The 20641-nt window shown below is 66.2% G+C and carries 17 protein-coding genes; 7 read left to right on the forward strand and 10 right to left on the reverse strand.

Annotated elements, in window-relative coordinates:
- Window positions 1-63 precede the first annotated feature (63 nt).
- The 4 genes from AC3ITN_RS10545 to AC3ITN_RS10560 form a co-directional block, all read right to left on the reverse strand.
- On the reverse strand, window positions 64-1671 hold the full coding sequence (locus AC3ITN_RS10545; RefSeq protein ID WP_489390441.1) for an arylsulfatase: 1608 nt from the start codon (window positions 1669-1671) through the stop codon (window positions 64-66).
- Window positions 1672-1793: 122 nt separating this feature from the next.
- Window positions 1794-2645, reverse strand: coding sequence for a hypothetical protein (locus tag AC3ITN_RS10550; protein WP_489390442.1), 852 nt, complete (start codon window positions 2643-2645; stop codon window positions 1794-1796).
- Between the two features lie 24 nt (window positions 2646-2669).
- Window positions 2670-4838 (reverse strand): arylsulfatase, encoded by a 2169-nt coding sequence (locus AC3ITN_RS10555; protein WP_489390443.1) that lies wholly within the window; start codon window positions 4836-4838, stop codon window positions 2670-2672.
- Window positions 4839-5015: 177 nt separating this feature from the next.
- Complete coding sequence (locus AC3ITN_RS10560) at window positions 5016-7370, reverse strand: arylsulfatase (protein ID WP_489390444.1); 2355 nt, start codon at window positions 7368-7370, stop codon at window positions 5016-5018.
- A gap of 273 nt (window positions 7371-7643) precedes the next feature.
- On the opposite strand from AC3ITN_RS10560, the gene AC3ITN_RS10565 reads away from it, so the two are divergent.
- A complete protein-coding gene (locus AC3ITN_RS10565) occupies window positions 7644-8090 on the forward strand; it encodes a hypothetical protein (protein ID WP_489390445.1) in 447 nt (148 codons plus the stop codon).
- A gap of 234 nt (window positions 8091-8324) precedes the next feature.
- Here the strand turns inward: AC3ITN_RS10565 and AC3ITN_RS10570 are convergent, their stop codons facing one another.
- Complete coding sequence (locus tag AC3ITN_RS10570; protein ID WP_489390446.1) at window positions 8325-9854, reverse strand: arylsulfatase; 1530 nt, start codon at window positions 9852-9854, stop codon at window positions 8325-8327.
- A gap of 246 nt (window positions 9855-10100) precedes the next feature.
- On the opposite strand from AC3ITN_RS10570, the gene AC3ITN_RS10575 reads away from it, so the two are divergent.
- Together AC3ITN_RS10575 and pip are read left to right on the forward strand one after the other, a co-directional pair.
- Window positions 10101-10517: a hypothetical protein gene (locus AC3ITN_RS10575; protein WP_489390447.1), complete on the forward strand. Its 417-nt coding sequence runs from the start codon at window positions 10101-10103 to the stop codon at window positions 10515-10517.
- Between the two features lie 48 nt (window positions 10518-10565).
- A complete protein-coding gene (gene pip / locus AC3ITN_RS10580) occupies window positions 10566-11519 on the forward strand; it encodes a prolyl aminopeptidase (protein WP_489390448.1) in 954 nt (317 codons plus the stop codon).
- On the opposite strand, the gene AC3ITN_RS10585 is transcribed toward pip, so the two are convergent.
- A complete protein-coding gene (locus tag AC3ITN_RS10585) occupies window positions 11504-12637 on the reverse strand; it encodes an alkene reductase (protein WP_489390449.1) in 1134 nt (377 codons plus the stop codon). The two genes, pip and AC3ITN_RS10585, sit on opposite strands and share 16 nt — an antisense overlap.
- Window positions 12638-12763: 126 nt before the next feature.
- On the opposite strand from AC3ITN_RS10585, the gene AC3ITN_RS10590 reads away from it, so the two are divergent.
- Window positions 12764-13690, forward strand: coding sequence for a LysR family transcriptional regulator (locus AC3ITN_RS10590; protein ID WP_489390450.1), 927 nt, complete (start codon window positions 12764-12766; stop codon window positions 13688-13690).
- A 455-nt stretch (window positions 13691-14145) separates the two neighbouring features.
- On the opposite strand, the gene AC3ITN_RS10595 is transcribed toward AC3ITN_RS10590, so the two are convergent.
- Window positions 14146-14355, reverse strand: a complete 210-nt coding sequence (locus AC3ITN_RS10595; RefSeq protein ID WP_489390451.1) for a hypothetical protein — start codon at window positions 14353-14355, stop codon at window positions 14146-14148.
- 300 nt (window positions 14356-14655) lie between these two features.
- On the opposite strand from AC3ITN_RS10595, the gene AC3ITN_RS10600 reads away from it, so the two are divergent.
- From AC3ITN_RS10600 to AC3ITN_RS10610, 3 genes are all read left to right on the forward strand, one after another.
- Window positions 14656-15906 (forward strand): patatin-like phospholipase family protein, encoded by a 1251-nt coding sequence (locus AC3ITN_RS10600; RefSeq protein WP_489390452.1) that lies wholly within the window; start codon window positions 14656-14658, stop codon window positions 15904-15906.
- A gap of 196 nt (window positions 15907-16102) precedes the next feature.
- Window positions 16103-16600: a YciE/YciF ferroxidase family protein gene (locus AC3ITN_RS10605; protein WP_489390453.1), complete on the forward strand. Its 498-nt coding sequence runs from the start codon at window positions 16103-16105 to the stop codon at window positions 16598-16600.
- A gap of 21 nt (window positions 16601-16621) precedes the next feature.
- The gene (locus AC3ITN_RS10610) at window positions 16622-17284 is read left to right on the forward strand and encodes a hypothetical protein (protein WP_489390454.1); all 663 of its coding nucleotides are present in this window, start codon (window positions 16622-16624) and stop codon (window positions 17282-17284) included.
- 56 nt (window positions 17285-17340) lie between these two features.
- On the opposite strand, the gene AC3ITN_RS10615 is transcribed toward AC3ITN_RS10610, so the two are convergent.
- The 3 genes from AC3ITN_RS10615 to AC3ITN_RS10625 all read right to left on the reverse strand — a co-directional run bounded on the left by AC3ITN_RS10615 (window position 17341) and on the right by AC3ITN_RS10625 (window position 20540).
- Window positions 17341-18690: a PQQ-dependent sugar dehydrogenase gene (locus AC3ITN_RS10615; protein WP_489390455.1), complete on the reverse strand. Its 1350-nt coding sequence runs from the start codon at window positions 18688-18690 to the stop codon at window positions 17341-17343.
- Entirely contained in the window at window positions 18687-19109 is a 423-nt protein-coding gene (locus tag AC3ITN_RS10620; protein ID WP_489390456.1) for a DUF2231 domain-containing protein, read from the reverse strand. The genes AC3ITN_RS10615 and AC3ITN_RS10620 overlap by 4 nt, the downstream gene beginning before the upstream one ends.
- Window positions 19110-19175: 66 nt before the next feature.
- On the reverse strand, window positions 19176-20540 hold the full coding sequence (locus AC3ITN_RS10625) for an XAC2610-related protein (RefSeq protein WP_489390457.1): 1365 nt from the start codon (window positions 20538-20540) through the stop codon (window positions 19176-19178).
- Window positions 20541-20641: the final 101 nt, after the last annotated feature.

Raw genomic sequence — 20641 nt, forward strand, 5'->3', positions numbered from 1 at the left:
GAGCACACCATGATGGGGCCAGGCCGCAACCGGGCACACGCCATGCGTGCGCCCGGCCGGTACTCAATTGCTGCTGGCGGCAGGGTTTTCCATCTTGGCCTGCGCCTTCTCCAGCGACTTCTTCAAGCTGAGCGTGTCCGCGCCCTGCGACGGGGGGAACGCCATCAACGACTTCAGGTGCTCGGCGATGATCGGACCGCCGGCAGCCGGTGCCCACATCTTGGCGGCGAAGAACTTGCGGCCGATGTAGCCCCACTCGGGAGACTGCGGGTCCATCTTTTCCATCGGGTCCATGCGCAGGTTGAAGATGTACGGAACGGAGGGATAGTACTTCTCGTCCCACCAGCTGCCCTCGCGCTTGACCCCGATATGCATCTTCCAGTTGTTCACGCGCACCGCCATCAGGTCGGTTTCGTCGTAGTAGAAGATCTCCCTGCGCGCGGAGGTCTTCGAGTCGCCGGTCCAGTGGTCGAGGTTGTTGTAGCCGTCCAGGTGCACCTTGAACTTCGTGCCGTTGAGGGAATGCCCTTTGAGCAGGTCTTCCTTCAGATCGGGCAGCCCCGCCGCGGCCGCCAGCGTCGCAAACACGTCCTCGTGGTTCTGGATCTCGTTGGACACGCTGCCGGCCGGGATCCTGGCCGGCCACTTGACCAGGTGCGGGACACGTACGCCACCTTCCCAGGTGGTGCCCTTCTCGCCACGGAACGGCGCATATCCGCCGTCCGGCCACAACATCATCTCGTTGCCGTTGTCGGTGCTGTAGATGACGATGGTGTTGTCTTCGATGCCCAGCTCACGCAGCTTGTCGAGCAGCTGCCCGACCTGCTCGTCGTGCTCGAGCATCTTGGCGCGGACCACGTCTTCTTCCGCCCTGCCCTCATCCACCGCCTTCTGGATCCACTTCTTTGGCGAATGCGAGTGGATGTGGATGGCTGTGGTGTTGAACCAGCAGAAGAACGGCTTGTCACCTTTACCGACGCGATCGAGCCAGTCCAGCGTCTTCTCCACGACCTCGCCGTCGAAGGTTTCCATGCGCTTGCGGGTCAACGGACCGGTGTCTTCGATCTTCTGCTTGCCGACGCGGCCGAACTTGGCGTCGGTGGCGGGATCGTCCTTGTCGGTCGCGAACGCATGCAGCACACCGCGCGGCCCGTAGGTCTTCCTGTATTCCGGGTTCTTCTGGCCCGGGTAGTCCAGTTCTTCCGGTTCCTCCTCGGCATTGAGGTGGTAGAGGTTGCCGAACCATTCGTCGAAGCCGTGGACGGTGGGCAGGAACTCATTGCGGTCGCCAAGATGGTTCTTGCCGAACTGCGCGGTGGCGTAGCCGACCGACTTCAACACTTCGGCCAGGGTCGGGTCACTGGCTTGGATGCCGCGGGTCGAGCCCGGAATGCCGATGGTGGTCATGCCGGTGCGGATGGGCAGCTGGCCCATGATGAACGCGGCGCGGCCTGCCGTGCAGCTGGGCTGCCCGTAGTGGTCGGTGAACAGCATGCCTTCGTAGGCGATGCTGTCGATGTTGGGCGTGTGGCCCATGAGACCGTGGGTGTAGGCACCGACATTCCACATGCCGATGTCGTCGCCCCAGATCACCAGGATGTTGGGTCGGTCGCCTGCGTTGCCGGTGTCGCCCTTCTTTTTCGCGGACGTGGTGTTGGCTGCCTTGGTCACTGCACTTCTCCCGTTGCACACGATGGGGTGAGTACGCAGTCTCCAGCACCGCGCAGGCGCGCTCCTCAGTAGTTGTACCGGGATGCGCTGCGAAAATGACGCAAACGCGTGCACCGGCACGGCTAGTGCTCTGTGATGCGGCTGTTCAGGCGCAGCACCGGAATCGCCACCAGAACCCCGACCACCACATACAGCAGGATCGCGACCAACACCGCCTTTTCATCAGGGAAGTTGGTGGTGGCGATGCCCATCGCCACGCCGGGATGGCGGGTGGCCGCCGCCAGCGAGAGCGCGGTGCGGTTGCGTGGCGACGCGCCGCCGGCGAGGTTGCCCGCCAGCAGCCCGGCGATGATGATGCCGACGATGGCCAGCAGCGTGCCCCCGCCCAGAAGGTGCCGGATGGCGGGCAGCAGCAGCACCAGCAGCACCAGCGCGCAGCCCACCAGCAGCAGCCCGGCGGCCTTGGCCAGCACGTCGGCCACCTTCTCCGCATGGCCGCGCAGGACGCGCTGCAACGCCAGACCGGACAGCAGCGGCAGCAGGATGGTGATCGCCAAGGTCATGGCGAGGCGGCCGAACGATATCTGCGGGTCGACACCGAACGCTCGCCCCAGCAGTTCCAGACCCAGCGGCGAGGCGATCGGCGACACCAGCGCGGCGCCGACCAGCAGCCCGGTGATGTAGGCGCCGTCGGCGCCGGACTTGAGCTGGCGCTTGGGCAGCAGCGGCGGGATCGGCGAGACCGACAGGATCAGGATCGCCACCTTCACCTCATGCTTGAGCGCCACATTGGCCACGATCAATGCCGCCACGATCGGCACGATCACGTAGATGGCTGCAAACGCCCGCAGCCCGAGACGCCAGTTCCTGAACAGATACAGGACGTCGGCCGCGTGTGCCCGCAGCGCCAGGGCCAGCACGCTGAGGAAGACGCTGGCGATGATCAGCAGTTTGAGGGTGGCGATGTATTCCATGACCTGCTCGCGACAAGAGAGGGGCTAGTGCGGGAATACCTCGACGTCCACTCCATGAATCGTGCCGTCGAAGCGGAAGGGACGACGATCGACGTAATCGGGTGACACCGGCGAACCGAGGTCCACGCCCACGCCGAAGGTCTCGCTGGCGGTGAACGCGGCGGGCACGGTACGCGCCACCAAGACCTGCGCCACCATTCGACCGTCGACCTCGAGGGTGACATGCGCTGCCGTCATCGGCTCAGGCGATGCCATCGTGGTCTCCACCACGATCACGTGTTCCCCGCTGCCTATCGGCGAACGGCTGCGTGCCTGGAAGCGCTCCAGGATCAGCATGTTGTACTCGTAGACCAGTTCACCCTGGTCCATGAACAGCGTGACCCCACCGGAGAATCCACCGAGGGCGTAGAGCACGCCGCTGGCACGCTCTCCCGTCGCGACCGTCACCTTCACGCGGCTGCTTTGCCGCCCAAGCCCAGGTGCCGTGAACTCCGGCATGCGTACCGTGCTGGCGTCGAAGCGCCAATGCGTATAGGGTGAGGCAATCCGGTCTTCCGGATGGATCCGCAGCCACAACCCGGCGCCCACCGGCCAGACCAGGTTGTCGCGAGATACCTCCTTGAACTGCGCCTTCAACGCCTCCAACCGCTCGGGATGTACGGCGGACAGGTCGTGCGCCTGGCTGAAGTCTTCATCCAGGTTGTAAAGCTCCCACGGCTCGGCCGCCATGTCCCAGTCTTTCAGACCGCGGGCCGTGCTGGCCGTGTCCCAGGGCACGAAGGGACCGAACGCGCACGCATACCAGCCATCAACATAGATGCCGCGGCTGGCATTGTTCTCGAAATACTGTACTTTCTTGCGGCCATCGGCCTCGGCGGCGTTGAACGTGTAAGCAAAGCTCACGCCGTCCAAGGGCTTTTGGCGATGCCCGTCGACGACCTCCGGCGGCGTGATGCCGATGACCTCGTACAGCGTTGCCGCAATGTCGTTGACGTGATGAAACTGGCTGCGCATCTTTCCGTTCGGCTCGATTCGCCTTGGCCAGGACAACGCCATGGCATTTCGGGTGCCCCCAAAATGGCTGGCCACCAGTTTGGTGTGGTGGAACGGTGTATTGCCGGCCCATGCCCAACCGGCGTGGTACATATTGTCGGTGCGAGGTGAACCCAGCGCGTCCAGTCCGCCCAGCGCATCCAGCGCCGACAGCTGTTCTGCGACGGTGTTGGGAATATTGTTCTGCGCCAGCAGTTCACTGATGCTGCCGCGCTGCCCTTCGGCGCTGGAACCGTTGTCGCCGAAGAGGTACAGAACCAGGGTGTTCTCATGCTGGTCCAGTCGTTCCAGTTCGTCCAGCAGCCGGCCAACCTGGGCGTCCACGTGCTCCAGAAAGCCGGCGAACACCTCCATCAGGCGGCGCTGGAACGGCTTTTCTGCCTCTGGAATATCGGCCCATGCCTGCATCGACTCGGCGCGAGGGGTCAGCTCGGCGCTGTCGGGAATCCAGCCCAGCGACTTCTGCCGCGCAAATACCCGCTCCCGATATGCATCCCAGCCGTCGTCGAAGCGCCCTGCGTAGCGGTCCGCCCAGGACTTGAAGACATGGTGCGGACCATGTGCCGCGCCAGGTGCCCAGTACATGAAGAACGGCGCATCCGGGGCGAACGCGGTATGTCTGCGCAGCCACTCGATACCCTTGTCCGCCAGATCCTCGGACAGATGGTAGCCATCGTGGTTGGGCGGCTCGACCGCAGTGGTGTTCTCGTACAACCGCGGCTCCCATTGCGAGGTTTCACCGGCGATGAAGCCGTAGAAGTGATCGAAGCCATGGCCATTGGGCCATCGATCAAACGGCCCCATCGCGGTGGTCTGGTCAGCCGGTGAGTTGTGCCACTTTCCGAACGCAGCGGTCTTGTAGCCGTAGTGGCGGAGGACTTCGGCCACGGTGGCGGTATCCTTGGTGATCACACCGGTGTAACCATCCCAGTCGACTGCCCGTTCGGCGATGGTGCCCGAATGTACCCGGTGGTGGTTGCGACCGGTCAGCAGTGCGGCGCGTGTCGGTGAACAGATCGACGTCGTGTGGAAGCGGTTGTAGCAGATGCCTGCGCTGGCCACCCGGCTGAAGGCCGGCGTTTTCACCTCACCGCCAACGGTGTTGGCGAGGCCGAAGCCCACGTCGTCGAGCAGGATCACCAACACGTTCGGTGCGTCGGCCGGAAGGTGGCTGGGACGGGCGCGGCGCTGGTGCCGAGACTCCACCAACGAGTACCCGGCATCGCTTGCCGATGGGGGCGCGGGGAACGGAAGTGTGGCGCCGGGAGAATGACCGCTCATATTGACTGACCTCTGTCATATTTCGATGGCGCGGTGTCATTGCTTGCGAAGATAGGCCTTCATCTCAGCGTGCTGGTCGAGCACGTCTTCGCCGCTCACATCGATGACAACGCGTCTGAGTTCGCCGCCGTAACGGAACGGCGGAGTGTACCGAGGACTGACCGGCGCGCCGCTGTCCATGCCCACCAGCAGCGCGCCACCCTGCCCCAGCCGGATCGGAACGGTGTGCGGCAACTCTCCGCTGCCGATGGCAACCCCGTCCAGCAGCAACGTCACCTTGGCAGGCACGCCTTTGCCGTGCTTGATGTCCGGCGTGCCGGTCGGTTCGAACTGCATGCCCAGCAGATGATGGCCGCTGGGAAGCGGATCGTTCGATGTCACGTAGAAGTAGTCCAGCGCGAGATAGTTGTGCAGGTAGCACAACCGGTTGCCCTGCACGTAAAAACTGAATCCGCCATCATTGCCGCCGAAGCTCAGCAGTACGCCATCGGCGCCGCCTGCCGGAATGTGCACCTCGGCCACGAAGCTGTGCGGACGATTGAGAGTCCTGGGCGCCGCGGCGGCTACGACCCCTTGAGTATCAGGGTAGAACACATAGCGCTGCTGGCTTTCCGCAACCCGCGGCCGTTCCAGTGCGATGCGTTGGGTGCCGCGGCTGTCGATCGGCAGTACGTTGTACCTGCCCGCCTCTACATACCAGCGGCCCACCATTTCGATCAGCCGGTCCGGCTCCTGTGCTGCCAGGTTGCGGGTCTCGGCGGGATCCGCGGCCACGTGGTAGAGCTCCCAGCCATGCGCATCGAGGTCATTGAGCATGTCGTGGCTGATCTCGTCACCAAACGCGCGGCCCGATGCGGCGAACGAGGTACCGGGCCACGGGCACACCGCACGCCAGCCGTCGTGATAGAGCGAGCGGTGGCCCAGCATCTCGAAGTACTGGGTGAGGTGAACTTCGCCGGACCCGCCATCCAGTGCCGTGGGCAGCAGGCTGACCCCCGCCATGGCGGCCTGGGTCACGCCGTTGATCGACACCGGCTCGGCAATGCCCAAGGCATCCAGCACGGTCGGCACCATGTCGATGATGTGGCAGTAGTGGTGGCGGATCAGCCCCTTTTGCGCGATGCCCTTGGGCCAGGCCAGGATGAACGGGTCGGTGCTTCCGCCCCGGTAGGTCTCGCGCTTCCAGCGGCGGAACGGGGTGTTGCCGGCGTGGGTCCACCCCCAGGGGAAATGATTGAAGGTGGTGGGGCCGCCGATCTCATCGATGTGCTTGAGCCCATCTGCCACGGTGTCGGCAACGTTGTTGAAGAAGCGGCATTCATTGACCGACCCGGTCGGCCCGCCTTCGGCGCTGGAGCCGTTGTCGGACACGAGCATGATCAGTGTGTTGTCGTACTCGCCAATGTCCTTGAGGAAGGTGATCAGCTCGCCGACGTAGTGGTCGGTGTGCTCCAGGAAGCCGGCAAAGACTTCCATCATCCGCGAGAACAGGCGGCGTTCGTCCGCGCCCAGCGCGTCCCAGTCCTGCACGTCCGGGTCGTGCGGCGACAACTCGGTACCGGCAGGAAGTACGCCCAATGCAAGCTGGCGCTCGAACACCCGCCGACGGTAAACGTCCCAGCCCTCATCGAAGGCTCCGGCGTAGCGGTCGGCCCATTCCTTGGGGACGTGGTGAGGCGAGTGCATCGCACCCAGCGCGAAGTAGCAGAAGAACGGCTTCTCCGGAGCAACCTGCTTGGCATCGGCGATGAACGAACGCGCCCTGCGCACCAGGTCGGGAGTCAGGTGGTAGCCCTGTTCCGGGGTGAAGGGCGGCTCGGTCTGGTGGTTGTCATGAACCAGCTCCGGGTAGTACTGATGCGTGTCGCCGCCGAGAAAACCGTAGAAGCGCTCGAAGCCGCGCCCCAGTGGCCAGCGGTCGTACGGGCCGGCGGCGGTATTGGTTTCCTCCGGCGACAGGTGCCACTTGCCGAGGCAGTACGTGTTGTACCCCACCTTTTTCAGGATCTCGGCAATCGTGCCGTTCTCGAACGGCATGTAGCCATCGGTGCCGGGAAATCCGGTGGAACCGTTGGACAGGCACCCCATGTGGTTGGAGTGATGGTTGCGACCGGTGAGGATGCATGAACGAGAGGGGGAGCACAGCGCGGTGGTGTGCATGTTGTTGTACAGCAGCCCGTCCGCAGCGAGCGCGTCGATGTTCGGGGTCCGGATCGGGCTGCCGTAACAGCCCAGGTGGCCGTAGCCCGTGTCGTCAAGGACGATGAACAGCACGTTGGGTGCGTCTGGCGGCGCACGTACGGGCTCGGGCCACGCCGGTGACGACCGGTCCGGCGTGCGACCAACGATGCCGGGAAAGCGCGATCCAGCCTTGTATTCCTTGAGCGTCACGGTGGCATCCTCTGGGCGGCGCGCGGGCAGCGGCGGATGGATGCAGCGTCGGCGCGTTCGGCGCGCGTGGCAAGACGGGCAACTACCGTTCTGCCGTAGGTATTTCTACTGACTGCGGCGGCCCGGTAGATTTACTGTCCGAGGTACCGAAGTGACACGCATGCGACCACGGCCCCGCCGCGGCACACTGCAGCGAGCCCGTCGGATGCGGGGCCTGTAGTTGGCGGAGGCCTTTTCCGCGGCCTGGCTGTCTGTACGTTCAGGAGCATGACGATGAAGATCAATCCGGTGCGTGTGGTGCTGTCCCTGCTGCTGTCGGCCATCATCCTGATCGCCGCACCCCTGGTGCGTGCGCAGCAGCCCCCCCCTTCCAGTGCCACCGCCGCCCCCGCGGACGCCGAGCGGCCGCGCAGTTCCAACAAGTGGCGGATCGTGTTCGATGAGCGCGCCAAGTCTGACGGCACAATCCGTTTCCGGGTCTGGCCGCGGGGCGGGACGCCGGTCCAGGTCGACGTCGCCGTGGTCGACGGCGAGTCGGAGAACCACATCGCCGCCGCCGCCCGCGACGCTCTACGGGTTGCGTTGGGCAAGGGCTACCACGTGGAGATCGATGACGGCGAAGACGTGCTGGTGAAGGCGCGCCATGGCACGGGCGACTTCGGGCTGCAGCTGGTCGGCAGCACGGTGAAGGACGTGGACATCAAGCTGCGCCGCGAATAGCACTGCGTTCCGATCACTGCCCGCTCGCAGTCACCGTGCACGTCGCAATGACCACGATACTACTGCCGGCGGGCAAGCTGGGCACGGTCTGGTGTCCACGCAGCTGGCCGTCGCCTGCCGCCACCGCCGCACCGCTGGCGGGGCTGCCGGTCCTGGCGATGGTGACCGCCCCATTCGGGACTGCGTGGCTGTCACTGGATGGCGGAGTCCACGCAGATCCGCATGCGTCTGGCCTCAGTCGTGGCCCTTGCTCATGAACTGTTCCACCACGTTGGACATGTCGAAACTCTTGCCCCCCTGGACCGGTGGGTACTTGGCCAGGGTCACCAGGTGCTGCTGCATCAGCTCGCCCAGCGGCCCGGTCTGCCACGACACCTTCTGGATCAGGTGCCCGTAGGAATCACTGTTGTCGTAGCTTTCGAACGGGTCCATGCGGATGTTGAACACCAGCGGCTTGCTGCGGCCGACGATGTTGCCGTAGTAGTCTTCGGCGGTGGAAAAGTGCCACTTCCATGGCCCCATCCGCAGCGCGGTCAGCCGCGACTCGTTGTAGTGGAAGATGTGATTGCGGGCAGAGGCATCGGTCTTGCCGAGCCAGTAGTCCAGGTTGTTCTCGCCGTCGATGTACTGCTTCTTCTCCTCCAGCACCTTCCCGCGCACGTCCTCCACCCCAGCGGCCGCCGCCAGCGTGGTGAACATGTCCTGGTGGGCCTGGATGCCGTTCTTGAGCTGCAGCGGCGCAATCACGCCCGGCCAGCGCAGCATCGAGATGACGCGCACGCCGCCCTCGTAGGTGGTCATCTTCTCGCCCCGCCACGGCGTGGTTCCCCCGTGCGGCCAGGACGAGTGCTCCGGCCCGTTGTCGGTGGAGTACCAGACGATGGTGTCCTCTTCGAGCCCGTTCTCCTTGAGGAAGGCGGTGACCAGGCCAACATCGTGGTCGTGCTGCAGCATGCCGGAGCCGTGCAGGTCCGCTTCGGAGGTGTACTTCTCGGCGGCATACCGCCACGTGTCATTGAGCCGGGTGTAGAGGTGCATGCGGCTGGTGTTGAGCCAGACGAAGAACGGTTCATCGGCGTCCTTGGCCTGCTTCATGAACGCCAGCGCCTTCGGAATGAACTCTCCTGCATCCACGTCGTGCATGCGTTCCTGGTGCAGCGGCCCGGTGTCGACGATCTTCTGCTTCCCCACGCGCCCGAAGCGCGGATCCTCGGTCGCATCGTCGTTGTCGGTCGCCCAGCTGTGGATGACCCCGCGCGCACCGAACTTCGTTTCGTAGGCCTCCAGACTGCCGGCATAGGCCTCGGCGAAGTGCTTGTAGTCACGCTGCTCATCTTCCTCCGACACGTTCAGGTGGTAGAGGTTGCCGAAGAATTCATCGAAGCCATGGTTGGTCGGCAGGTGCTCGTTGCGATCACCGAGGTGGCTCTTGCCGAAGTGCCCGGTACGGTACCCGGCCTGTTTCAGCACTTCGGCCAGGCACGGAGAGGCCGGTTGCAGACCCAGCGCGTCGCCGGGCTGGCCGACCGTGACCATGCCCGAGCGGATCGGGTACTGGCCGGTGATGAACGCCGCGCGCCCTGCCGTACAGGACTGCTGTGCGTAGTGGTCGGTGAAGCGGATGCCCTCATAGCCGATCGCATCGATGTTCGGGGTCGTATACCCCATCGTGCCCATCCCGTAGGCGCTGACATTCTGCCAGCCGATGTCATCGCCCCAGATCACCAGGATGTTGGGCTTCTTCTGCCGGGCATTCGCATTCATGGGAATCGTCCGTATCGCTTCGGGGGGCCTTGATTCTTGTCACTGCACACGGCCCCAGCCACGGTAGTTCTACCGATTCCAGTACCTTTACTTACCCCTTGGGCCACGGCGATGGCGCAGGTGCGTAGAAATACCGACTCCCGTCGCGCAGATTTGCCGATGCAGTGATGCCCGGCCCGTGCCAGTGTTGCGGCAGTCGGTGGCGAGACTCACGGCATGACACACGCATCTGCCAGCATGCGCCGGATGGCCGCACTGGTCATGGCTTGCCTGCTGCTGTCCTTCGGCATGCCGGCCCGTGGCCAGTTCGCCCCTTTGTTGGGTCCGACGGTCAGCGACGTCCCCCGTCCAGAACCCGCATCTAGCTGGCGCGTGGCATTCGACGACGGCGCCGCGTCGAACGGGACCATCAGCTTCCGGATCTGGCCGGGCGACGATTCGCCGATCCATGTGGACGTGCCGGTGCTCGACGGCGAAACAGAGGTGCAGATGGCCGAGACCGCCCGGGACGTCCTGGCCGCGCGCCTGGGTGTGCGCTACCTGGTCGTCGTTGTCGATGGCACGGATGTCGTGGTCAGGGCGCGCCGCGGTACCCCGGCCTTCACCGTGGAGCTGCTCCGCGATACCGCGCGCGATGTCGACGTGGCGGTGCAGCGGGACTGATCCGGCCGCTGGGCTATTCTTGGCAGGCATTCCGCCCAAGGTTTCTTCATGCGCACGCTCTATCCGCCCATCACGCCCTTCCGTGAACACCAGATCGCGGTCGATGACCTGCACACGCTGTTCGTGGAGGAATGCGGCACGCCTGACGGCATCCCGGTGGTGTTCCTGCATGGCGGGCCGGGTGCGGGCGTGTCACCCACTCATCGGCGCTTCTTCGATCCGGCGCGTTACCGGATCGTGCTCATCGACCAGCGCGGCAGCGGCCGGTCCACGCCATTCGGCGAACTGCGCGACAACACGACCGCGCACCTGGTGGCCGATATCGAACGGGTACGCACCCAGCTGGGCGTCGAACGCTGGCTGGTGTTCGGCGGTTCATGGGGGTCCACACTGGCCTTGGCCTACGCGCAGGCCCACCCCGAGCGCGCCACCGGGATCATCGTGCGCGGCGTCTACCTGGGGCGGGCGGAAGAAAACCGCTGGTTCAACGAAGCCGACGGCGGGGCGCGCTGGCTGTTTCCCGAGCGCTGGGCGCGCTATGCCGCGCACATTCCGGCGGACGAACACGGCAGCCTGATCGAGGCGTACTGGCAACGCATGGACAGCGATGACAGCGCGACCCGCATCGCCGCCGCGCAGGCGTGGCTGGGCTGGGAAGATTTCGCCGCTACGCTGGTGCACCAGGTCGACGCCGTCTCCGACGCCGACCCGCTGGACACCCTGGCCAAGGCGCGGATCGAGGCGCACTACTTCCGCCACAACGCGTTCCTGGCACATGGGCAGCTGCTGCGCGACATCGACCGCATCCGTCACCTGCCCGGGGTGATCGTGCAGGGGCGCTACGACATCATCTGTCCGCCGCGCAGCGCCTGGGACCTGGCCCAGGCCTGGCCGGAAGCCCGGCTGGAGATGGTCCTGGCCGGGCACAGCGCGAACGAGGCGGCCACCACCGATGCACTGGTGCGGGCCACCGACGCGTTCGCCGATCAGGCCGCCTTGTAGCTCGGGTAGTCGATGTAGCCCTTCGCACCGCCGCCGTAGAACGTGGCGCGGTCCGGGGTGTTCAACGGCCAGCCGTGCTGCAGGCGCGCCACCAGGTCCGGGTTGCTGATGAAGGGCGTACCGAAGGCCGCCAGGTCGATCAGTCCCGCATCGATCAGCTGCTCGGCACTCTCGCGCGCCAGGCCGCCGGCGAGGATGACGGCAGTGTTGGGCAGGTTGCCCTTGATGGTGCGCAGCAGCCCCTGGAAGCCGGTTTCGGTGCCGGTGGCGACCACCTTCTGGCCGACCTGGAAGCCCGACTGGTTCATCAGGTGCACATAGGCCAGGTTGCGCGCGCCGATCTCCTTGCTGAGCGCTGCGTAGGTGCTGTCGATCCCGTCATACAGCGGCATGTCGAACAGCTGGCCATACGGTGACAGGCGGATACCGGTGCGGTCGGCACCGATGCGGGCGACCACCGCGTCGATCACCTCCAGGGTGAAGCGCAGCCGGTTCTCCATGCTGTCGGCCGAGTAACGGTCGGTACGATCGTTGACCAGCGGGTTGAGGAACTGCTCGTGCAGGTATCCGTTCGCGCCATGGATTTCCACGCCATCGAAACCCGCTTCGATGGCATTCGCGGCGGCCTGGGCGAACTCGCCCACGATGCGTGCGATCTCATCGGTCTGCAGCTGGCGCGGCACCGGCGGCGCGATCAGGCCGGGGGTGCCGGTCTCGTCATAGCCGTATGCCTGCGCGCCGACCGGCTGCTTCGAGCTGGCGCTGACCGGCAGCTTGCCGTCGGCCTGGATGGTCGGGTGCGACACCCGGCCCACGTGCCACAGCTGCGCCACGATCCGGCCGCCCACGGCGTGCACCGAATCGGTGGTCAGCCGCCAGCCCGCGATTTGTTCCGGGCGGAAGATGCCCGGATTGAACAGGTAGCCCTGCCCTTCCTGCGAGATCGGCGTGCCTTCGCTGACGATCAGGCCGGCGGTGGCGCGCTGGGCGTAGTACAGGGCGATGCGCTCGTCGGCGATGTCATTGGGCGCGCGTGCGCGGGTCAGCGGCGCCATTACCACGCGGTTGCGCAGCGGCGTGCCGGCGAGGTCGAACGGGGCGAACAGGGGGGAAGTCATTGCAGATGTCCTGGGGAGGGGCCCGCGCTTGCGGGCAGGCGACCATGCTAGGCAGATGCCGATAGAGCTACAATCCGGCCAACGAGCAAATCACAATTGCTTGATTCGCATTTATGGAGCCACCCCATGCAGCTCAAGGCCCTGCGCTACTTCCTGATGGTGGCCAGCACGCGCAGCTTCCTGGCCACCGCCCGCCACTTCCGGGTGCCGGCGTCGTCGGTGTCGCGGTTCATCGCGGCGCTGGAGAAGGACCTGGGCCGGCAGTTGTTCTACCGCAGCACCCGCGCGGTACGCCTGACCGAGGACGGCGAGCGCTTCCACCAGCAGGCGCGCGAGGCCATCGACCTGCTGGATGCGGCCGTGGACGATCTTGGGCGCAACGAAGGCCAGCTCAGCGGGCGGCTGCGGATCAATGCGCCGGAGGCTTTCGGGCGCCTGCATGTCGCCCGGGCGATCAATGCCCTGCAGACCGAGCATCCGGGCCTGGATGTCGAACTGCAGCTCACCGATGCCTACATCGACCCGGTGCAGGAAGGCGTGGACATCACGGTCCGGATCGGACCGCAGGTGGACTCTGGCCTCATTGGGCGGACCGTCGCCGCCCAGCGCCAGATCCTGGCGGCCAGCCCGGCCTATCTCGCCACACACGGCACGCCGCAGACCCCCGCCGACCTGCTGGAACATCGCTGCCTGCTCTACAAGGGCCAGTTCGGCACGCAGCGCTGGTATTTCCGGCAGGCGCTGGCCCAGCCGTTCGAGGGTGTCAATGTGAGCGGTCCGCTGTGCAGCAACAACGCGGAGGTCCTGCTCGCGGCCGCACTGGAAGGCCACGGCGCGGTGCTGTTTCCCAGCTGGCTGTTCAACCGTGACAGCTTCGCGCGCCACGAACTGGTGCCGCTGCTTGAGGAATGGGAGAGCTCGGTGACCACCGAGGTCTCCTACATCCAGCTGCTCTCACCGGAGAACAAACTCCGCTCGCGCAAGGTCCGCGAGGTCACGGCGTTCCTGCTGGAGGCCTTCGGCACCCCACCGCACTGGGACGCCACCGCCTGAAGCGGACCTCCGGATCATCCCAGGCAAGGATCCGTAGTGCCAGGCCGCGCGTGGCAACCGCGCGCAGCGCGGAGCAAACTTCCGAGGCCGACGCAACGCCGATGGCAATCATCGGACCGACGTTCAGACCCGCCGAAGCCGCCCATCAGGCGTTCATGACCGCTGAACAAGACCAGCCACGCAGGGCGTGGCACTACGGAGTACGACCGCGAGCGCACCCGTAGTGCCACGCCGTGCGTGGCAACCGCGCGCAGCGCGGAGCAAACTTCCGAAGCCGACGCAACGCCGATGGCAATCATCGAACCGGCGTTGAGACCCGCCGAAGCCGCCCATCGGGCGTTCATGACCGCTGAACCAAGACCAGCCACGCAGGGCGTGGCTCTACCGGGTACATCCTGCGCACGCATCCGTAATGCATGGCAACCGCGCGCAGCGCGGCACCATCCCCGGCGAACCTAAGGCGCGGGCCGCTTTCTTTCGGTGACCAGCCGGTATGCCCCCACGGCCATCGGCAGGATGGACAGCGCCGACAGCAGGTGCGCAACCGCCGAGAGGCTTGGCCGGGTGTTGGTCGCGTCCAGGTGGGCAGCCCATTGGCTTGCGGCCTGGTAGATCGCTATGCCGATGATGATGAGCACCAGGGCCCAGAGCTTTCTCGAATCCATGTCATTCCCCTGTCGATTGAATGGATGCGCGGCACGCTCCCCGTGCCGGGCGTGGGCGACTTTGACAGGTTGTGGTGGTGGGTGCACGCAGCCACCCATGGGGTGGCTCTACGGTGCGGGATGCCTTTGGGTGCAGCCACCCCGTGGGGCTGGCTCTACGGGTTTGCCTTCAGCCACCCATGGGGGTGGCTCTACCGGGTTCGTGGGCGGTTTGGCTGCGGGTTTTACTGTAGACCGGGCTGGGCGGAGCTGGCACGCTCGGGCCGTTCGTGCCGTGCTCCCTCCGCGCCGAGGCCCTTGGTGGATGCGATCAACGCCCGCTGCCGCGCCGTTCTCGTGCCCCGGCACGCGCAGGCGCTCGCGCGGGGCCTGGTGCTGCTGGGCTGCCTGATGCTGGGAGGGTGCGTCACCCTGCCCCGCAATCCGGTGCCTGCCGATCAGATCGCCTGGGCGACGGTGCCCGGCATGCCGGATGTGCGTGGCTGGGCCGGACGGCCGAACCGGGACATGCAGGTCGATTTCGAACGCTCGATGCACGACGAGCGCCCGGACGACTTTCCCGTCGCCAGCGATGGACGCATTCACTACCCGCATCTGGCCCTGTCCGGCGGGGGTGCCAATGGTGCCTTCGGTGCCGGCTTCCTCAACGGCTGGACGGCGACCGGCACCCGCCCCACCTTCAAGATCGTCACCGGCGTATCCACCGGCGCGCTCATGGCGCCCTACGCGTTCCTCGGCGCGGAGTACGACGAGGCGCTCAAGCGCTTCTACACCACCACCTCCGATGCCGACGTGTTCACTGCCGGCAACCCGGTCATGGCGCTGCTGCGGCGCGATTCCCTCGCCCACACCGCGCCGTTGGAAGCCTTGATCGCCCGCGCCATCGATGCGCCGCTGCTGGCCCGGATCGCCGCGGAACACCGCGCCGGCCGCCGCCTGTACATCGGCACCGCCGACCTGGATTCCCGCCAGTTCGCGGTGTGGAACATGGGGCTGATCGCCACGCGGGAGTCGCCGGAGGCGCTGGCACTGTTCCGGCGTGTGATGCTGGCGTCGGCGTCGATACCAATCGCGTTTCCGCCGGTGCTGATCGAGGTGGACGTGCATGGGCAGCGCTACGACGAGATGCACGTCGACGGCTTCGTCGCCGCCAACATCTTCCTGCACGCCGGCATCATCGATCCGCAGCGCATCTACACGCGACTGTCGCGCGCGCCGGCCACCTACGACACCTTCATGATCCACAACGGCCAGCTCAACGCCGCCTCCGATCCGGCGGAGCGTTCGCTGCGGGGCATCGCGTTCCGCACCATCGAAGTTGCCGGCCGCGCCGGCATGATCGGCGATCTTTTCCGCGAGTACGCCTACGCACGCCGCGACCGCGCGCGGTTCGCCTGGGTCACCATCGATTCCACGCTGGCGTTGCCCGACGCGACCAGCTTCGACCCCGCCCGCATGACGGTGCTTTACGGGATCGGGTACGCGCGTGCGCGCGACGGCCCGGTATGGCTGTCGCGCCCGCCCGGAATGTCCCCCGCCGACGACCCGTGACCGCAGCTGCACGGACCGGCTGGGTCACCCTGCACCGGCGCGTCCTCCACTGAAGTGATCAGCAGCCGTCTTCGTTCGGCACTCTCCGCGTCAAGACCGACCTCACGCCGCGCTCGCGCGCACCCTCACGCGAACAGACCGGCGAATAACATCAGGCGGCCCATGCTGCTGCTTCACTCACCGCAGGAGCTGCACCATGCCGATCAAAACGATGGAAGACCTGTTCATCCACGAACTCTCCGATATCTACAGCGCGGAGAAGCAGCTGACCAAAGCCCTTCCCCGCCTTGCGCGCGCCGCCACCCATCCGGAACTCGTGGCAGCCTTCGAGACGCACCTGGAGGAAACCGTGGGCCAGGTCGAGCGGATCGACAAGGTGGTCGAACTGTTGGGGATCAAACTGAAGCGCATCAAGTGCGCGGCAATGGAAGGCCTGGTCGAGGAAGGTAAGGAGGTCATCGATGGGGTGGAGGAAGGTCCGGTCCGCGATGCCGCACTGATCGGCGGCGCGCAGAAGGTGGAACATTACGAGATCGCCTCCTACGGCACCATTGCGGCGCTGGCCAAGCAGCTTGGCTACAAGGACGCGTTGCCGCTGTTGCTGGACACCCTGGCGGAAGAAAAGGCGACCGATGAGAAGCTGACCTTGATCGCAAAATCCAGCAGCGCTGCCCAGCCCGCGAAGGCCGCCTGATCGATCGGAGTGGACACAGCGATGCGCATTCTTTCCCGCGCCTCCGTTTTCCTGTGGGTGCTGACCGCGCTTAGTGGCTGCACCCAGCAGGCGGCCACCCCCGCTGCGGCAGCGACGCCGCCCAGCGGCGCCGACCCCGGCGCGGCCAAGGCCACCGCCGTGGCCGCGACAGCCGCCCCGGCCTTTGCTGAAACAGCGCCTGGCATCGCCATCAACGCCGTGCCCGGCATGACGCTGCGTCATGACTTCAAACGCACGTACCTCACTTCCGATGGCTGGGCCGTGTTCGCCCCGCCCGACACTGCGGGCACACCCTTGGCGGCGCTGCTGCTGGACGGCTCCAACGAGGTCACCGCCGCCGAACTGCGACTGGGGCGCAATGACGCCTCCGCGGCGATGGCGGCCTGCCTCACGCCGCCCGCCGAGGCGACCGGTACGACCCGCATCATCGATATCGACGGCATCCCGTTTACGCATTTCAGCGCAGGCGATGCGGCCATGAGCCACTACATGTCAGTGGAAAGCTACCGCGCGGTGCAGCATGACCGCTGCTACGCCATCGATCTGCTCGTGACCGGCACCCGCGCGGAGGTCTACGACCCACCGCGCACGCCGCCCTTCAGCACTGAAGAGGCGAAACAACGGCTCGCCGAGGCACTGAAGGCCGTGCGTTGGGTGGAGTGAGCGTCTGCGCCTGCGGCGTTCGCCGCAGGCGCAATTGAGCCACGCAGGGCGTGGCTCTACGGGGTGGGCGCTACCGGCGCCGCAGGCGCTGCAGCGGGGGGTGTCGGGGCCGCGGTCGGCGTGATCCGCCAGATGGTGTTGGCCAGGTCGTCGGCCACGATCACCGCGCCCTTTGGATCGACGGTCACACCCACCGGACGGCCGCGGGTCTTGCCGTCATCGGTGCGGAAGCCGGTGGCGAAATCGATGGCCTCCCCGGCCGGCTTGCCGTCACGGAACGGAACGAACACCACCTTGTAGCCGACCGGCGGGTTGCGGTTCCAGCTGCCGTGCTGGCCAACGAATACACCGTCGGTGAAGGTGCCACCCACGGCAGCGTTGGCGAATGACACGCCCAGCGCGGCCACGTGCGAGCCCAACGCATAGTCGGGTGCCAACGCGGAGGCAACCTTGTCCGGGTTCTGCGGCATCACCCGCCGGTCCACGTTCTTGCCCCAATAGCTGTAGGGCCAGCCGTAAAAGCCGCCGTCCTTCACCGACGTGAGGTAATCCGGCACCAGGTTGGGCCCGATCTCGTCGCGCTCGTTGACCACCGCCCACAGCACCCCAGTGCCCGGCTGCACCGCCAGCGCGGTCGGATTGCGGATGCCGCTGGCGTAGGCGCGGTGCGCGCCGGTCTGCGCATCGATCTCCCAGACCTGGGCGCGGTCGATCTCGGCCGCCATGCCGCGTTCGGTGATGTTGCTGTTGGAGCCGATGCCCACGTACAGGTGCTGGCCATCGGCGCTGGCGGCCAGCGACTTGGTCCAGTGATGGTTGATGGCCGACGGCAGGTCGGTGACCTTGGTGGGCGCACCACTGGCCCTGGTCTGGCCGTCGGCGTAGTCGAAGCGCACCAACGCGTCCTGGTTGGCGACATACAGCGCGTTGCCCACCAGCGCCAGGCCATAAGGGGCGTTGAGTTTGTCGGCGAAGACCGTCTTCAGCTCATACACGCCGTCGCCGTCTGCGTCGCGCAACAGGGTGAGGCGATTGCCGCTCTTCACCTGGGTATTGCCCTTGGCCTTGATCTTGCCCGCAATCACGTCCTTGGGCTTGAGGTTGGGCGCGCTGCCGCCGCGCCCTTCGGCCACCAGGATGTCGCCGTTGGGCAGCACCAGGGTCTGGCGCGGAATGGCCAGGTCGGTGGCGATCGCCGAGACCTTGTAGCCGGCCGGCACGGTCGGCACCTGGTCGCCCCAGGCGGTGGGCTGGGCAATGGTCATGTCCGGCATCACGCCGCGGTGAGGCTTCGGCAGTTCCGGATTGGCCCCCAGCTGGTTCATGTCAGGCGCCTTGCCGCTGCAGGCAGCCAATGCCAGGGCGAGTGTGGAGACCGCCAGTCCCTTCGATGTCGACCGGTTCACAGGGCACCTCCCACGCGCACGCGCAGACTGGCAAAGCCCAGCCAGGTCGCCAGCAACGCAAGCACCGTGGCAATCACCGACCACATCAACGCCGCCGGCATGATCGCCCACGCGTCGCGCGCGTGCTGCAGCGAATTGACGAAGCCCACGATCCAGGTCGCCGCCAGCACCACCACATAGAACACATGCCGGCTGCCGCGCACCAGGCCCACCAGGCCACACAACAGGGCCAGCGTGGTCATGACCATCGCCCCCACCAGCAACCAGGAGGCGAAGTTGCTCCACTGGATTTCGTAGGTGTTCCAGTAGGCGTAGTCGGCCAGCAGCGCGCCAAGGAACAGCGGCAGCACGCCACCGAGCACGGCGGCGTGGAACGGATGGATGACCCAGTGGCGGGTCACGACGACGGTTGAGGACACGGCGGTCTCCTGAGGGGAATGCAACCGGTATCCTGCCACCGCCGGCGTGACGGGGGGTTGATGCGCTCAGCGCCAGTGGGCGGGCAGCTTCCGCGTGCGGGTGTGGTACTTCATCGTGCCGTCGCGCAGCGTGCCCACCGTGGTCTGCAGGTGTTCGCCATCGGCCGACAGCGATTCTTCCCAACTGGCCATCTGCTGCAGCTGCCCGTCAACATAGCGATACGTCTCGCTTGCATGCGAGCAGCAGCCGCCGCGTGAGGCGGAGGTGAGGGTGCGCGTCGCCGGGTCGATGTCCAGCTGCGACAGGCTCGACAGCATCGGATCGAACACAAAGCCTTTGGCCGCTGGATCGAACAGGTAGAGGTTCCGTGTGGCATTGGGGCCCGCCCCGCCGGAGTAGGCCGGCACACTGAGGTCGGGCCAGCCGTCAAAATTGGCGTCCACCAGCTGCAGCACCTCCGGGCCGGCCGCCATCGGCTCGGCATCGATGTCGCGCAGGATCTGCCGGCGCCGGCCGGTCGCGGCATCCAGGATGTCGATGGCCTGCAGCACCGCTTGATCGTCGTCGGCGGGCGCTACGACCAGCACGAAGCGCAGCGTGGCGGTCGCGGCCTGCTGGGGAATGCGCATCGCCGCGCCGTCGAGATCATCCCGGCGGATCCAACCGGGCGTTGGCACGCCGTCCGCCGCCACGTCCTCGATGCCGATCCATTCCGCTCCCCTGCTGAGCACACCGGCGTAGCGTCCTGCCGCAAGCGTGCCCGACGGCGTACTGTCCTCGGCGCGCGGGTAGATCGGCGTATCCACCGTCGCCGCGAACACGTCGATATAGGGCCGTGACGCCTGCAGCTCAAACCCATCGCGAAAGTGGCTGACCTGGTAGTGCTGGAGATGGCCGCCGTAGGATTCGGGCGCACACACACCACTGACCGCGCAGGCGCCGATCTCATCCGGCGTGGGCTTGCGGGTGGCGGGAATCTGCTCGGTCCGGAGCAGCGTCTTCTGGTCGGCCCAGCGCAGCGTGAACCCGCGTTCGGTCCAGGCAAGCGCCGCTTCGTGGTCGGCGCTGCCGATGTTGGTCCGGCAGAATGGCTGTGCCTCCGAACGCTCGTTCCAGCCGGGAAACGCGTAGGCCGGGCACAACCGGTTGGCGCCGTTGATGTCGTAGCGGTAGGCCGCATCGGTAACGAATACCAGCTTGTTCAAGGCATCGCTTGGATCGCGCGAGACGAAGGCGTAGCGCACCTTCGCCGTGGCTGGAATCGCCGCGGACAGCGTGTCGTGATGGATCTCGCCGGCCGCCGGGGATGCCGACCGATCCGCATCGGACGCCTGCGGCGTGCGCTGGTAGATGCCCGGCTGCAGCAGCGGTGACGCTTCGGCGCGGGTGAGCAGGGTGGCAAGCAGCAAGGCGGCGTAGCGGATCTTCATGCCGCCATGATGCGCGATGTCCCTAACGCGACGATAGTGGCCCCTATCGCGCGAGACGGCACCGTGCGTCCGGCGTACCCTCGTGCCCCACCTGTCCCCCA

Source organism: Stenotrophomonas sp. KH_036_B, assembly GCF_057839485.1.

Excerpts from the sequence above, each read along its gene's own strand:
- AC3ITN_RS10550 (WP_489390442.1), bottom strand. The coding sequence starts at position 2,645 with ATGGAATACATCGCCACCCTCAAACTGCTGATCATCGCCAGCGTCTTC.
- AC3ITN_RS10565 (WP_489390445.1), top strand. The coding sequence starts at position 7,644 with ATGAAGATCAATCCGGTGCGTGTGGTGCTGTCCCTGCTGCTGTCGGCC.
- AC3ITN_RS10570 (WP_489390446.1), bottom strand. The coding sequence starts at position 9,854 with ATGAATGCGAATGCCCGGCAGAAGAAGCCCAACATCCTGGTGATCTGG.
- AC3ITN_RS10575 (WP_489390447.1), top strand. The coding sequence starts at position 10,101 with ATGGCCGCACTGGTCATGGCTTGCCTGCTGCTGTCCTTCGGCATGCCG.
- pip (WP_489390448.1), top strand. The coding sequence starts at position 10,566 with ATGCGCACGCTCTATCCGCCCATCACGCCCTTCCGTGAACACCAGATC.
- AC3ITN_RS10585 (WP_489390449.1), bottom strand. The coding sequence starts at position 12,637 with ATGACTTCCCCCCTGTTCGCCCCGTTCGACCTCGCCGGCACGCCGCTG.
- AC3ITN_RS10590 (WP_489390450.1), top strand. The coding sequence starts at position 12,764 with ATGCAGCTCAAGGCCCTGCGCTACTTCCTGATGGTGGCCAGCACGCGC.
- AC3ITN_RS10595 (WP_489390451.1), bottom strand. The coding sequence starts at position 14,355 with ATGGATTCGAGAAAGCTCTGGGCCCTGGTGCTCATCATCATCGGCATA.
- AC3ITN_RS10605 (WP_489390453.1), top strand. The coding sequence starts at position 16,103 with ATGCCGATCAAAACGATGGAAGACCTGTTCATCCACGAACTCTCCGAT.
- AC3ITN_RS10610 (WP_489390454.1), top strand. The coding sequence starts at position 16,622 with ATGCGCATTCTTTCCCGCGCCTCCGTTTTCCTGTGGGTGCTGACCGCG.
- AC3ITN_RS10625 (WP_489390457.1), bottom strand. The coding sequence starts at position 20,540 with ATGAAGATCCGCTACGCCGCCTTGCTGCTTGCCACCCTGCTCACCCGC.